Raw genomic sequence first — 15,004 nt, 5'->3', positions numbered from 1 at the left:
GTGTTTTATTAATTAATTGGGTTTTACTACTAAAATTTGATTATTTAAAATATCTACAACTTCAACAATTGCTCCTGTTGGAATTTCAGTTTCATGATCTGTAATTGCATCTAAGGTTTGTAGCCCTTGAACTTTAATTTGTACTTTTCCCATTGCTCCGCGTTTAGCAGGAATAGGAAGATATACACTTCCAGACTTGCCTAAAGCATTTTTTATCTTCAAGCTTCCATCTTCAACTAATTTGCCCATCATATACATAATTGATGCCATAATAAACATCATTATTAATCCTGCAACAGTAGCAATTAATGCGGAGATTCCAGGACTATATCCTGAGTGTAGACAGATAATTCCCGTCCAACCAAAAATAGTAAAGAAGGCTATTAGGTTTTTAAGACTAAGAAATTGAAAATCGATACCACCGTCACCATCAATAGCCGTATCAGCATCTCCATCAACATCCATGTCTTCTACATCTCCACCGAAAAATGTTAGTACGGTTTGGATAACAAAAAAGAACGAAAAAAGAATGGCTATTCCCCAGAATACCTGCTCAACCATACTCATATCGCTCCACCAATTCGAAATAGATAGAATCATAATTATTGTTTTTTATTTGTATGAAAATACCAATAATTATTGACCTATCATTCATTATGCTTAACTGATTTTTGTATTTTAGTTGTAATCTAAATTTCACATGTTTTTAAGTGAATTTTTACCGATAAAAAAAGGAGTACCAAATGGTACTCCTTTAATCAAATTATTGTAATATTTCTTACTTGATATCTTCTTCAATCCACTCAGAACGATTCGGATCAGCTGGTGCTGAAACTTTTTTCGCCTTCTTCTGCTCAAGTTCTTTCAGTAAGATCTCAACAGCTTTCTTTACGGATGGATCGATTCCTTTAGCTACCAAATGAGGTTCATCGTAAACTTCGATATCAGGATAAACACCAATTCCTTCGATAATCCATTTCTGATTCTCATCGAAAATACCGAATCGAGGAACGGCAATGTATCCACCATCAACCAAACCTGCATTTCCGGACATTCCAACTAATCCGCCCCAGGTACGAGTACCGATTAATGTTCCCAATCCTTTCTTTCTGAAATAGTATGGGAAAGCATCTCCACCAGATGAAGAGTAAGAGTTAATTAACATGGCTTTTGGTCCATCATGAGCAACACCAGGAGTTTGAGATGGCTCTAATCCTCTTCTGTGCCAGTAGGACAAAACATCACGATCTAACAAATCTGCCATATGATCAGGAATAAATCCACCACCATTGTAACGGTCATCAATAATCAAAGCTTCCTTGTCGTGATAAGCATACATTCCTCTGTGTAATTCTCTGTTTCCTTCAAATGCAGTATTCGGAACATGGATATAACCAATCTTCCCATCAGACAATTTGCTTACCATTTCACGACGTTCATTCACCCAATTTAGGTACAACAATTCCAACTCACTAGCAATTGGTTTGATAGTATAAGTTTTTGCTCCTTCGAAAGATGGTTTACTGTTCACAGTAATTTCAACAGTTTTACCTACGGTATTCTCTAAATACAAATATGGATTTACCGCAGTAGTTAATTCTTTGCCATTAATACTTAATAAGAAATCGCCCTCTTTCACATTTACACCTTGCTCGGTTAATGGAGAACGACGTGAACTGTTCCAGTTCTCTCCCCCATAAACCTTAGAGATGATATATTTCTTGTTGCTTAAGTCTGCTTGTAATTTTGCGCCTAGCAATCCTGTTTCAACAGTTTTTACTTTCTCAAAATCACCATAGTTCACATAGGCATGACCTGTATTGGTTTCCGAAATAATTTCGCCCAAGATGTAATCCAAATCTGCTCGATGACTGACGTAAGGCATCAGCTTAGCGTAATTGGCTTTAATTTGTGCCCAATCCACTCCGTGAAGGTTGGCAACGTAGAAATAATCTCTAAAAATACGCCATCCATCTGTATAAATCTGTTCCCATTCCTTCTTAGGATCTATCTTCATTTCAAGACCATCCAATGACAACTCACCTGCTTTTGCCTTTTGTCCGGCAGATAATCCAGTGATACCAAAAGTTGATCCTGCACGGTACATGATCTTATCTCCATTTCCTGATAAAACTACTGAAGAAACACGATCCAAAATGACCTCATCCTTTTCTTTTTTAAGGTCGAAACGATGAAGACTACCATTGGTTGTATACAATACACCACCTTCAACTGCATTTAAATTTCCATATCTACCAGAAGACAATGGAAGCGCAGTAATGCGATTGGTAATGCCATCAAAATCAATCTCTACTTTTAATTTCTTTTCTTCTTTGGCTTCTTTCTTTCCTTTTTTATTTGATTTAGGAACTTCTTTCACTTCCTCTTTTACCTCCTCAACATCGTTCTTTAATGGAAATAATTTTGGTCCATCAGCCTTTAATGCCATTGCAAAAATACGAGTTGCATTATTGTACAGATAGTTGAACTCGAAACTTGAAAAGCTCAAGTTAAAGTCTCTGTTCGATGTAAAGAAAAGGAAGTTTCCATCAGTTGAAAATACAGGCTCCGAATCACTAAAAGTATCATCGGTTAGCTGAGTGTTTTTACCAGTAGAAATTTGATGTACCCAAATTGCTCCCTGTCCGTTTTTACTATCTTTCACATAGGTAATCCATTCCGAATCTGGTGAGAAATTGTAATCGTTGATCTCGTTACGTTTAGCAACATCTGCCACTTTTACTTCCCCACTTTCAACATTCAAATATTTCAGTTTTAAACTTCTATCGAAGAACAATAGGTATTTGCTATTTGCAGACCATTTGGCATCGTACATCCATGCAGAAGATCCTGAAGTTACCTGTTTTGCTTTTGCTCCTTTTTTGTTTTCCAACAGATAAATTTCATACTCCCCTGAAGCATCTGAATAGTAGCTAATGTACTTCCCATTTGGAGACCAAGTAGGCGAAGTTTCTCTCACACCCTGTGTTTGAGTAAGATTTATGCTAGGACCATTCTTAGCCGGAACCGAGAATATATCACCACGAGCATCAAATAAGGCACGTTTCCCTGATGGAGAAACTGCCCAACCATCTATAAAATCTTTTACATTTTTGTAATAAGGAAGTATGTTTGGATTATCGAAGTGGATGTTTACAATAACTCTTTCCTCTTTTCCTGTTTCCAAATTTAACTTGAATAACTGACCACCATTTTCATAAACCAACTGTCCATTCTCTCCCGATGGCCACATTACGTCAAATGTTTTGTGATGGGTTACCTGAGTAATTTCTTTACTGTCTACATCGTATTTGTATATATTCAATTTCAAATCACGATCAGATGCAAAATAAATGGCATTCTTATACCATGATGGTATTTGATCTGAACCTACAAATTTTGTAATTCTTTCCGATTGATCATTCTCTAAATCGTAAATCCACAAATCAGCAGCTCTACCACCTTTATATCTTTTCCAAGTACGGAATTCACGACTAATTGGAGCAAAGCACATTTTCTTGGCATCCGGAGAAAACACACCAAATCCACCTTCAGGAATTTGCAATGCTTGTTCCATTCCTCCATCAATATTTACTTTGTAGTAAGTACCGTTTCTCTCTCCAAAAGCTGTACGATTCATACGAACCAATATTGATTTGCTATCCGGAGTCCAATCCAAAACGGCATTATCGAATCCACCTCTTGGAGGCATCATACCAACTGAATTGTAATAGGTCAATTGCTTTGGAGTACCACCTGTTGATGGCATTACAAAAACCTGACGACTTCCTGAGTATTCACCAGAGAATGCAATCCACTTGCCATCTGGTGAGATTTTTGGGAACAATTCCATTCCCATATGAGAAGTTAATCTTGTAGCATCACCTCCATTTGCATCTACCGACCAGATATCTCCGGCATAAACAAAGGCAATAAGGTTTCCATTTACATCGGGATATCGCATTAAACGAACATCCTTTTGCGCTTGAGCATTCCCTAAAATGCTCATAAGAACGATACATAAAGCACCTATTCTTAAACTGAATTTTAGCATGTTATAAGTATTTGTAATTTGTATGGATATCAACTTTTATGTATTCAAAATTGATGAAGTGAAGCTACAAAAAAAGTGGCATCCCCCTAAAGGAATACCACTTAAAATATTGTTAAAGTTTTATCTACTTTACTTCTATCAAACTAATAGCTGCTCCACCACCAGCTGCTAAATGCAATTTCATGTTTGAATCTGCATTTACAGTTTGTTCTTTTATCTCATATTCTGTTGGGTTCTCATCCCAATGAGCATTCTTTCCATCGATATAAAGAGTTGCTTTATACTCTTTTCCTTTTGGAAGAAAATCAAAACGGATCTCCATGTCGCGCTCATTCTCATCAGTAATAGCGCCCACAAACCAATTGTTAGATTCTCTGTCCTGACGAGCTATGGTAACAAAGTCACCAATTTCACCATTCAATACTTTCGTTTGTTCCCAATTTACAGCAACATCGCGAATGAACTGGAATGCATCATTTCCTTTGTAGTTTTCAATCAAATCAGGAACCATTTGAATTGGGCTATTTAAAACAACGTACAAAGCCAACTGATGTGCTAAGGTTGTATTCACCTGGTTATTTGGCTTGTGAGGTGTTAACTTGATATTGAAAATACCAGGAGTATAATCAATAGGACCAGCTAACATTCTTGTAAATGCAACAATTGGTAGATGTTCCGGAGGATTACCACCATCGCTTGCCCATGCATTAAACTCTTGTCCACGAAGTCCTTCACGTGCTATTGCATTCGGATAAGTTCTTCTTAAACCGGTTGCTTTAATAGGTTCATGAGCATTAATCGCAATCTTATTTTTTGCTCCTTTTACAATAGCTCTTCGGTAATGATTTACCATCCACTGTCCGTGGTGGAATTCTCCTTTAGGGATGATTTTACCAACATAGCCGGTTTTAACCGAATGAATTCCCAAAGAGTTCATTAAATGGTATGCTGTATCCATTTGCTGATCGTAAGTTCTCGGAGCTGCTGAAGTTTCATGATGCATGATCAACTCCACTCCTTTTGACTTTCCGTAACGAACAACTTCAGCCAAATCATAATCTTTATAAGGAGTTACAAAATCAAAAACACCTTCACGATCTTCGAAACCAATCCAGTGTTCCCATCCAGTATTCCATCCTTCAACCAAAATACCACCAATATTATTTTCGGCTGCAAAATCGATTAATTCCTTAGCATATTCGGTTGTTGCACCATGTTTACCACTAGCCATATCCCAGCTTTTAGTTCCAACATGCATATCCCACCAAATTCCAACATATTTCATCGGCTTAAAATAATCTACCGATCCAATTTTATTTGGTTCATTTAAATTTACAATCAAATCTGATTCGATTAAAGATCCTGCACTTTCAGCAATTTGAATGGTTCTCCATGGGGTATTAAAAGGTAAGCTTCTTTTCACCTTATAATCATTGTTCTTCGATCCAACCAGGTTACTTTCAAACATCAATTCTTCCTTGTTTACTTTCAAGGTCATTCCTGAATAATCAGTTAGATTTGCTTCGTGAAAACTCAAATAAACACCATCAGCTGTTTTCATAGTAACTGGTGTATTAACTGCATTCACAGGAATAGAAGTTTGAGCAAGATTGTCGTTATTTCGCAATTCAGTAGCATTAATACCTGTAAAATTCGTAGTATGATATAGGTGCTCGTAAATATCCCAATCACCAGGAATCCACCATACTTTGTGATCACCAGTAAGATTAAACTGAGTTCTCTCTTCGGTAATCATCACCTCTTTCATTGCTTCCTGCTCAGGAAATTCATAACGGAAACCTAGTCCATCGTTATAAACTTTAAACACAATGTTCATTTTACGATGTGGCGCTTTTTCCTCTTCTAAAGATAATTTCAATTTGTTGTAATTATCCGTAACAGTTCTTTTCTCACCCCATTGCATTTCCCAAGTAGTATTACTTGACATGCTTTGAGTATTCACAATCTTCCATCCTTTTTCGATAGATGGTAAGTTTTTAAAATCGAAAGCCATTTTTGAAGGTTCAATAATTGACTTTCCGTTAAAAGTTACATTGTAAACAGCTTGTCCTTCCTGCATGACAAACTCAAGCCCAATTTTTCCATCAGGCGATTTTACTGTGGTGTCCATTTTTCCATTGGAACATGATGCAAATAACATCACTCCCAGAAATGCATAAAGAATTGATCTCAAATTCATAGTTGGTTGATACTTAAATAAAACTGAAAAAATCCTAATGGTTTATGAACCACCGGACTATAAATTTAGGATGTTCGCCGTTAAAAGACGAACATCCCTAACTAAAATTTCTAATTTATCTCACCTAAGGCTAATACGGTGAAATGCTTTGTTAAATTGTCTTTCAACAGATTTAATTCTTTTTTAATTCATAGTCGAATTTGGTTCCCAAAATCAACTTGATTGTGTAATTGCCACTCTCAGGAACCTGAATAGATCCCGGATCAGATTCTGAATCGAACAATCGCAATGATAAACTTCCATCTACAACTCCAAATTGAGGTGCCCATTGATCATTGGCTCTGAATTTTAACCATTCGCCTCCAATCAAATCTACTGTTACGGTATAGATGTACTCTCCATTATCCGAAGATTCCAAGGTCATATTAGTATCCTCTCCCCAGCCTCCTGGAGTTGCACTTCCAATCGCTCCCCAGCTTTCAATTGCTACATGAGAAATTGATTTAGCAGTGGTGTCAATTCTAAAAAAGTACTTGCCAGCTGTTTCAGCAAAGTTTATTACATCTCCATCGATAACCAATTCATCAGCTGAATTCAAACCAAAACTGGTTGTATTTGGCTGTTCTGCTGTAGAATTGTTTTCATGAGTAATTACAATATTCCCATTGCTTAAATCCAAAAATTTAGTGGCTTGTCCTACTACATTTCCGGCAACCATTCCACCACCAGTTTCAAGTCCCGAAAAAGGTGTAGCATCACCAGAAATATAGTATCCATTGTAGATTTCCAAAACATTTGGAGCATCTACTTCATCATCGCAAGAGGTAAAACTAACACTTGCGAAAATGGCTATTAGTATTATTGATAATTTATTCATTTCTAAATTATTTTTCAATTGGTGATTCCACCATTAGTTCAAATTTGCGTTACTATCGATCGCCCATTGAGGTATCGGAAACAAATAATTCGTCTCGGTATCAGGTGATTTTTCCCACCATGAATCTGTAAATTTCCCAAAGCGAATTAAATCCTGACGACGATGCGCCTCACACCACATTTCTCTACCTCTTTCAGCTAGAAGATTGTCCAATGTGATATCAGCATTATCCCAGATTGTCGCGCCAGCAATAGTTCTGATATCATTAATTTCAGCTTTTGCGATAGCCAAACTTCCTCCTGTTTTTCTTAGTTCACACTCCGCTTTCATCAACTTGAAATCTGCTAAACGGAAAATAGGAAGATCATTACTCAGGTTATCCTTAACGCCACTCTTAATTTCGAACTTTACCATACGAGCTCCTGAGAAACGAATTTCTTCAGATGAATAAGAAGCGTCCATTCGTAAGGCTGGTACTTCTTTAGTGAAAATTACCGGCGCATTACCTGCATCAGTATCTACCAGCATTTCACCAGTTGATGAATACTGCTGTCCTAATAATAAACCTGCTTTACGCTGATCGGCATCCTCAAACAATTCAACCAATCTTTCCTGAGCACAGAAGCCATTCCAGAAAGTTGTTTTGGCATTAAAAGTTGTTGTATTCGTGTAATGCAAAGTTCTACGGTGAAGAATAAATCCCTGGTAGTTATCCTCATCATAAGGAACAGTAAAAATGTTCTCTGGTGAATTTTGATTTTCAGTAACAAAAGCACCCAGTCTATTCGATTCCAAACTGTATGGTCCTGCAATAATTAAATCACAATACTCTTCACATTTATCCCACATTGCAGTTCCTGTGAATACTTCAGCATTTAAGTATAATTTTGCCAATAAAGCATAGGCAGTATACTGGTTTACAGAACTCGTAGAAGATCCAGACAAATCATTAAATACACTTTCGATATCTGCGATAATGTTATTAAAAACCGTAGCACGACTTACTTTCTCTGGTTCAGCAGGTGCGTCAGCAAAACTTGTAACGTAAGGTACATCGCCATAGTTATCGATTAACAAATAGTAATAATAGGCACGCAATACTTTCATTTGTGCCACAGCATTTTTAGAAGCTTCGGCATCTCCCAAATACTCAATTGCCTTATTACATTCCGTAACACCATTGTAAAAATTACGCCACATGTTGTTTACATATTCATGATTGTTATCCCATGTGTGAGTGTGTAGAGCTCTCCATTTTCCACCATCATCCCAATCGGAACCACGAGTAGGAGCAACAATAAGATCGGATGTAATTTCCTGTGCAAACCACCAGCCACCATCGATATGCGATTGCAATTGTGAGTAGGCATTATTTGTGATTAACTGTGCCTGAGTTTCATTCTCAGGATATTCATCTGCCAAGAGTTCGCTGTATACTTGATCGTTTAAATCGGTACACGATGCAAACAAAGCGAGTATGGCAAAAAGACCAACTATTTTTATTTTCATCTTGTTCATTTTTCTAGTTAAGCTTTGAAATAAATCCCATTCCTGAGATTTTCAATTCATGTAAATTACTTCTCCTTAAAAACCTACTTTCATTCCAAAAGTGAAGGTTTTGGTTTTAGGATAAACATCATACATATCCAAACCTAAGTTCTGATACCCACCATAACTTGATTCAGGATCGATACCTGAATAATTGGTAAGTGTGAACAAGTTGTTCGAACTAACATAGAATCGACAATTACTTAACCAGCTAATTTTATCCACATCTAGATTGTATCCCAATGTGATGTTGTCTAAACGAAGGAATGATCCATCTTCTATATAATAATCAGAGAATTTAGGAGCATCCGAAAGAATCGGAGCCAATTTCATTGCATCTTTCAATGCATTTCTATTTGGCAGCATATTTGGATTACCTAGAATCATTCGGGTAACGTTAAGTACATCACCACCAACTACTGCTCTTAATGAGAAATTCAAATCCCAGTTTTTATATGTGAACTGGTTGGTCCAGCTCATTGTAAAATCAGGTAATGCATGACCAATTACTTGTCGGTCTTCATCTCTTTGTTCCTTGGTAATGTTTCCATCTTTATCATAGAACAACCACTGTCCATTCTGATCGATTCCAGCATTTTTCCAGCCATAGAAAGTTCCTAACTCGCGTCCTGGTTCAATTAGCTGAGTCCAAACACCAACCATTCCTCTACCACTAATCCATGATGTATGCATGTTATCCAATGAATATTTATTATCGGATAAGGAAACTACTTCCTGCTTGTTGGTAGAAAATGAATAGGTTGATTTCCAAGTGAAATTATCAGTACGAATAGGGTTTGCAGTTAAATTGATCTCTAAACCTTTATTGCTAATTTCTCCAGCATTTGCATAGATTCTATCGTATCTGTTTGGAGGAACAGGAACTGCATATTCAGCTAATAAATCGTCGGTAGTTTTATCGTAATAATCAATCGAACCTGTTAGTTTGTTATTAAACAAAGAGAAATCTAAACCAAAGTTCCACTCTCTATTCTCTTCCCATTTCAAATCTGGGTTAGCATTACTCGATTGCTGAATTACAAGAGTTTCTTCACCTGTAGTAGGATCTAAAGTTCTTCCACCGGTTCCAATACGAGCGATATCGTGATAATTACCAATTTCCTGATTACCGGTAACACCATAACCAACTCTCAACTTTAATTGATCAAGCCAGCTAGCATTATCCATAAAATTCTCACTTGAAATATCCCATGCTGTTGAGAAAGATGGGAACCATCCCCATTCGTTATTTGCTCCAAATCTTGAAGATCCATCGCGACGAATTGTAGTTGTAAAATAGTATTTAGAATTGTAGTTGTAAACAGCTCTACCAATAAATGAAATCAAACGACTTCTCTCTTTCCAAGATTCTATATCCTGCGGTAAAACGTCATTTGCAAACCTAAGATTATCAGCATTAACATCATCCGAAAGTAAATCTCTTCCTTGCGCGGCAAAGCTCGTTCTTTTATCTTCCTGCCATGAATATCCTCCCAATAAATTCACATTGTGCTTTTCTTTAAACACTCTGTTGTATTTAATGGTAGCTTCCATCATTTTGGTCTCATTGTTATTGTAACTTCTTCTTGCATATCCACCATCACTTGATGTGATTTGATAGGAAGGACGGTGAAACCAAGTCTCATCATCATCTTTTCGATAACTCACATTCATTCCAGCAACCAAACCATCTACAATCTCAAAATCTGCCTTAGCATTTGCTAAATATCTTTTAGCATCGCGCTCATTTTGAATCTGATTGATTAAGGCAAGAGGATTGGAGTTTTCAAAGTCATTTACTTCAAAATAAGATCCATCAGCATTGTATACCGGGTAAGTTGGATTTCTGGAGAACGTCTGAAACAAAACGGCTTCTCCATTATTTCCACTTGTCTGTACGTAATTGTTATTCTCAAAAGTACCCGATAAATTTAAACTCAATGTCAACTTATCATTTATACCTTTCTGCATAGCATTCAATCGAACAATTGCTCTTTCTCTATCTGTTCCTTTTACAACACCATCAAAGTTGGTATAGCCAATACTTGCTCGGTAGGTATGATCTTCTCCACCACCACTCATTGAAACATTATGGGATTGAGACATTCCTGTACGAAATACTTCATCCTGCCAATCGGTATCAGCTCCGCCGTCATCAAGTGTTAAGCTATTCTCGCTTGCATATTGTCTAATTTCGTCAGCATTCAGCAAATCCAATTCATTGGCAACAATATCAGAAGAAATATACCCCGAATAAGAGATTTTGCCTTTCTGATTGCGCTTTCCTTGCTTTGTAGTAATAAGGATAACACCCGTAGCACCACGAGATCCATAAATTGCCGCCGAAGAGGCATCTTTCAAGACATTAAAAGACTCAATATCTTCCACTGAAATGGTTGTTGGATCAACACCAGGAACTCCGTCAACAACATATAAAGGAGAAGTACCTGAGAAGAATCCAGCGGTACCACGAATCTGAACATTAAATCCTGCATTTGGATCGCCACCTTTTTTGGTAATGTTTACACCGGCAACTTTACCCATTATTCCCTGAATAGGATCCTGAAGAACTCCTTGTTGAAGATCATCTGCTCCAATATTCATAACTGCACCAGTTTTATCCTTTTTCTTTTGGATTCCATAACCAACAACAACAACCTGTTCCAGATTCATAACATCTGGCTCCAGCAGTACTTCAACGTTTTCGGTTGTACCTATTGCAATTTCCTGATTAATGTATCCAACAAAAGAGAAAATAAGAATTTGACCTTTATCGGCTGAAAGAGAAAAATCTCCATCAAGACTTGTTGCAGTACCTGTAGTTGTACCTTTTACAACAACGGAAACTCCTGGTAAAGGTTCTCCATTGGACGCATCCAACACCTTTCCATTTATTTCCTGAGTTTGAGCAAAAATCCCTATAGAAAGGAACACAGCCCAAAACAACAATAATAATTTTTTCATAATTCTTTTTAATAGAGTTAGTACTTCACGCGTCAGCTTCGTTTAGAAGCATAATTTGATGTATTCAAAACCGATTTCCCATTTCCGGTCGAAACTAAAATCATCCTGCAGGAAATGATATTTTAATTTCGAAGGTCAAAGAAACTTACGGACACATTGAATTACTAAATACCTATAAGAAATATAGATAATAAAAGAATTCTAAAAATGAATTCATACTGACCTACTGCACATTACACAAAATGCACAATCAAGAAAATATAGACGATATATTGATGTAATATTGACTTAAACCGATTTAATTTCCATTATTTTTGCGTCAAATTCCTCATTTGGAACCAAAGCTCGGTTCTTAATTTTTGTTTTGTAGGTGTAGATAGTATTTACCGAGAAGTTGAGAATACTAGCAATTTTTTCATTGTCGTTTATGCCTAAACGAATGAGAGCAAATATTCGCAAATCAGTATTTAAACTTTGGGAATCTTTTAATGATATTTTATTTTCTTCGCTGAAAAGTTGATTGAATCGGTTTACAAAATCGGGGAATAATTTTAAGAATATTCTATCAAAATCTTCGAACAAATTCTGACGTTCTTTCTTCGAATTGTAATTCTTCAATTCCATTTCAATGGTATCGTACTGCTTGGTCATTAACTGTCGAGAAATGGCTTTTTTCATGGTTTCAATTTTCTCAATAAACTGAGAACTAAAATTGAAATAATATCCTACGTACTCCTCCTTAATTTTACTTACCTCTCGGAGCATATCATTTACTTCCTGAAGATTCTCATTTGCAGTAAGAACTTCCTTTCTAGCTTTTCGAATCTCTCTTAATTGTTTGTATACAATTACAATAAATGAAACAATTACAATGGATAAAATGAAAATTATAATGGCAACAGAAAACATTAAATCCTTCTCTTTTTCCACCTTATTCAACATGGCAGCTTCAATGTCTGGCTTGATATATGAAATTTCTAATCTTCGTGCATGACTTCCGAAAAAACCTGCATCCTTCTGAGCATGTTCAATGAATTTATAAGCTTCCTCTACTCTTCCATCGTAATGTAAAAGTTCTGCCAATACCTTTGCTGCCACTGTTTCAGTCGTTGCGGATTTTATATCATCAATTGTTGCTTTTAATAGATAATACATTGCCTTATCATTCTCGAAGAAACGCGAATAAGCAATTCCTAACCCACAATTGCAAATGGCTGATTGATGTGAAGTTAATTCGTACTCATTGACCAATTTTTCATAGTATGAAATTGCCTCTCTATTACTCCCAATAATCAAACTATTCAAGCCTTTAGCCAGAAGGTAATCAAACGAATTAGGATCTCCTTCCTCATATATCTTTTCACAATATTTGTGACCTATTTCTCTATATTTGGGCTGATAATATCCCCATCTGGAATTGGAAAGGTCATAATAAGATCTGTATGCAACCGAATAATATTGAATGCGTTTATTTATATCTAAGACTTTAGGATTTATTGTTTCTAAGGTATCGATAGTTTCTTTAAACAATCCCTTCAACAATAAAATTAGTGCGATATTGGTTTTTGCTTCAGCAATTTTTTTAGGCTGCTTTAATTTATAAGCTGTTTTTATTGCCTGGGTTCCATAATGAAAGGCAGAATCGTATACAAAGGATTCATATTCCTTTGTCATTTTAACCTGTAGTTTAAATTCTTCTTCGGTATTCTGCGAACTTTTATAAAATTGAAGTGAGTCAAATAAAATTTCCAATTTATTCTTTTTCGCTTGTATAATACTATCCTTTTTAAGCAAGTATTTATCTGCTAATTTAAATTGATAATCAAGAGAATCATTTTGACCATATGAAATGGTACAAAACAGAAAAAGTAAGCTGAAAAAAGAAAATAGTGTTTTCCACATAACTGAGGGATCTTAATTGGAATTGAGTGTAAAAGTAAAACAATTCTCACTTTCACAAAATACATTCACTGATGTAACAAAATAAAGCCCCAACTAAAGATTGGGGCTTTGTATCTTAAATATTCGAATTGACTATAAACCACTAAAATCAATTCCCTCAAACATCATACTTGGAGTTTGCCACGAACGATTCGTTAATGGATCATTACCTACCGCTATCAACTGATTCCAAACGTCTTTATGATTTCCAGTAATATTCATTCCAGAAACCGGATGAATTATTACCCCTTTCTTAACGTAAAATCCTTCAACACCAACTGAGAAATCTCCTGTTGCCGGATTGGAATTACCTCCATTAAAACCAGTAACCAAAATTCCCTCATCCATATCTTTGGTTAATCCTTCCAGATTTTTTGTGCCAGATTTGAAAATCAGATTCGAGGATGAACCTGTAGTAGGTTCCATTTCTAATTTCTTTCCATAGTAATCTCCAATGTAATAGGTACGAAGAACACCATTTTCTATAACAGCCATTTTTCTAGCTGCCAAACCATCACTATCATACAATCGAGAGTTACGTCCAGATTCTATAAATGGATTGTCAGTAATCGTCAATAAATCTGTAGCGATTTTATGTCCAATTTTACCTTCTAAAAATGATCTTTTTTGTTGAATATTATAGCCAAACAAAGGTTGAAGAAGAGAACTAAATACACGACCTACGGATCTGTTTTCAATCAACATTTCCATTTTCCCTGATTTAATCTTCTTTGCTCCAATTTTCCTTAATGCGCGTTCAACTGCATATTTACCAACCCCTTCGCCTGATAGTTGATTCCAGAATCTGGCAGCATTGTAATGATAATCACTCGGACGACTATCTCCTCCATTTATGGATGCACTTGCACTTACCGAGTAAGATGTTGATTCTTTAAATCCTTCAACACCATTACTCAAGACCATATAACTGCGATAGGATCCATCACCATAAGATCCTGAAACCGTAATAATTCTATCATCCATTCCTATTGTTTCCGCCTCAACCTGCATCGCCAAATCAATCTTCTGACGAGGATCAATGGTGTCATAGCTTGAATCGAATAACTTCAGATCCTTCTCTTCTCCATCATAGCATAAATGGCGATCTGGCAGAGAGCGATATTTATCTTCAGCTAAGTAATTGGTTCCTAATATAGCTTCTTTGATAAATCTCTCCAACTCATTCTTCTTTAATCGATTGGTAGAATGAGTAGAATATTTTCCATTCACATAGAGTTTAATACTTAATCCACTTTCTATGGATTCCTGTATTTTTTCTATTTTTTGTTTTCTTACTTCAACTTCGGATTCTTTAGAATCATAAACCGAAACTGAAACTTCCTTGGCACCATTTTCAGTGGCATATTTGGATGCCCAATGGGCTAATTCCATTTTTTTATTGTCTTTCATCGAAACTTCT

Annotated in this window: 8 protein-coding genes; all 8 read right to left on the bottom strand. The window is 36.1% G+C overall.

All coding sequences use genetic code 11. The features are described from left to right. Positions 1 to 12: 12 nt before the first annotated feature. The gene (locus GCQ56_RS03995; RefSeq protein ID WP_152733087.1) at positions 13 to 600 is read right to left on the bottom strand and encodes an NfeD family protein; all 588 of its coding nucleotides are present in this window, start codon (positions 598 to 600) and stop codon (positions 13 to 15) included. A 178-nt stretch (positions 601 to 778) separates the two neighbouring features. Next, entirely contained in the window at positions 779 to 4,054 is a 3,276-nt protein-coding gene (locus GCQ56_RS03990) for a S41 family peptidase (protein ID WP_152733086.1), read from the bottom strand. Positions 4,055 to 4,178: 124 nt separating this feature from the next. Continuing rightward, positions 4,179 to 6,254 carry a glycoside hydrolase family 97 protein gene (locus tag GCQ56_RS03985; RefSeq protein WP_152733085.1) on the bottom strand — a complete coding sequence of 692 codons (2,076 nt, stop codon included), beginning with the start codon at positions 6,252 to 6,254 and terminating at the stop codon, positions 4,179 to 4,181. A gap of 172 nt (positions 6,255 to 6,426) precedes the next feature. Beyond that, a complete protein-coding gene (locus GCQ56_RS03980) occupies positions 6,427 to 7,131 on the bottom strand; it encodes a SusF/SusE family outer membrane protein (protein WP_152733084.1) in 705 nt (234 codons plus the stop codon). Positions 7,132 to 7,164: 33 nt separating this feature from the next. Further along, complete coding sequence (locus tag GCQ56_RS03975) at positions 7,165 to 8,640, bottom strand: RagB/SusD family nutrient uptake outer membrane protein (RefSeq protein WP_193323705.1); 1,476 nt, start codon at positions 8,638 to 8,640, stop codon at positions 7,165 to 7,167. Between the two features lie 75 nt (positions 8,641 to 8,715). Next, entirely contained in the window at positions 8,716 to 11,643 is a 2,928-nt protein-coding gene (locus GCQ56_RS03970; RefSeq protein WP_152733082.1) for a TonB-dependent receptor, read from the bottom strand. 288 nt (positions 11,644 to 11,931) lie between these two features. Continuing rightward, positions 11,932 to 13,545, bottom strand: a complete 1,614-nt coding sequence (locus tag GCQ56_RS03965) for a DUF6377 domain-containing protein (RefSeq protein WP_152733081.1) — start codon at positions 13,543 to 13,545, stop codon at positions 11,932 to 11,934. A gap of 132 nt (positions 13,546 to 13,677) precedes the next feature. Further along, positions 13,678 to 14,994 carry a TldD/PmbA family protein gene (locus GCQ56_RS03960; RefSeq protein ID WP_152733080.1) on the bottom strand — a complete coding sequence of 439 codons (1,317 nt, stop codon included), beginning with the start codon at positions 14,992 to 14,994 and terminating at the stop codon, positions 13,678 to 13,680. Positions 14,995 to 15,004: the final 10 nt, after the last annotated feature.

Source organism: Marinifilum sp. N1E240 (assembly GCF_009295825.1).
Lineage (GTDB): Bacteria > Bacteroidota > Bacteroidia > Bacteroidales > Marinifilaceae > Marinifilum_A > Marinifilum_A sediminis.
Note: the sequence above shows the minus strand (reverse complement) of the source record. Positions and strands in the feature narration are given on the sequence as shown.

Coding starts and splice junctions, on each gene's coding strand:
- GCQ56_RS03995 (WP_152733087.1), bottom strand. CDS start 600: ATGATTCTATCTATTTCGAATTGGTGGAGCGATATGAGTATGGTTGAG.
- GCQ56_RS03990 (WP_152733086.1), bottom strand. CDS start 4,054: ATGCTAAAATTCAGTTTAAGAATAGGTGCTTTATGTATCGTTCTTATG.
- GCQ56_RS03985 (WP_152733085.1), bottom strand. CDS start 6,254: ATGAATTTGAGATCAATTCTTTATGCATTTCTGGGAGTGATGTTATTT.
- GCQ56_RS03980 (WP_152733084.1), bottom strand. CDS start 7,131: ATGAATAAATTATCAATAATACTAATAGCCATTTTCGCAAGTGTTAGT.
- GCQ56_RS03975 (WP_193323705.1), bottom strand. CDS start 8,640: ATGAAAATAAAAATAGTTGGTCTTTTTGCCATACTCGCTTTGTTTGCA.
- GCQ56_RS03970 (WP_152733082.1), bottom strand. CDS start 11,643: ATGAAAAAATTATTATTGTTGTTTTGGGCTGTGTTCCTTTCTATAGGG.
- GCQ56_RS03965 (WP_152733081.1), bottom strand. CDS start 13,545: ATGTGGAAAACACTATTTTCTTTTTTCAGCTTACTTTTTCTGTTTTGT.
- GCQ56_RS03960 (WP_152733080.1), bottom strand. CDS start 14,994: ATGAAAGACAATAAAAAAATGGAATTAGCCCATTGGGCATCCAAATAT.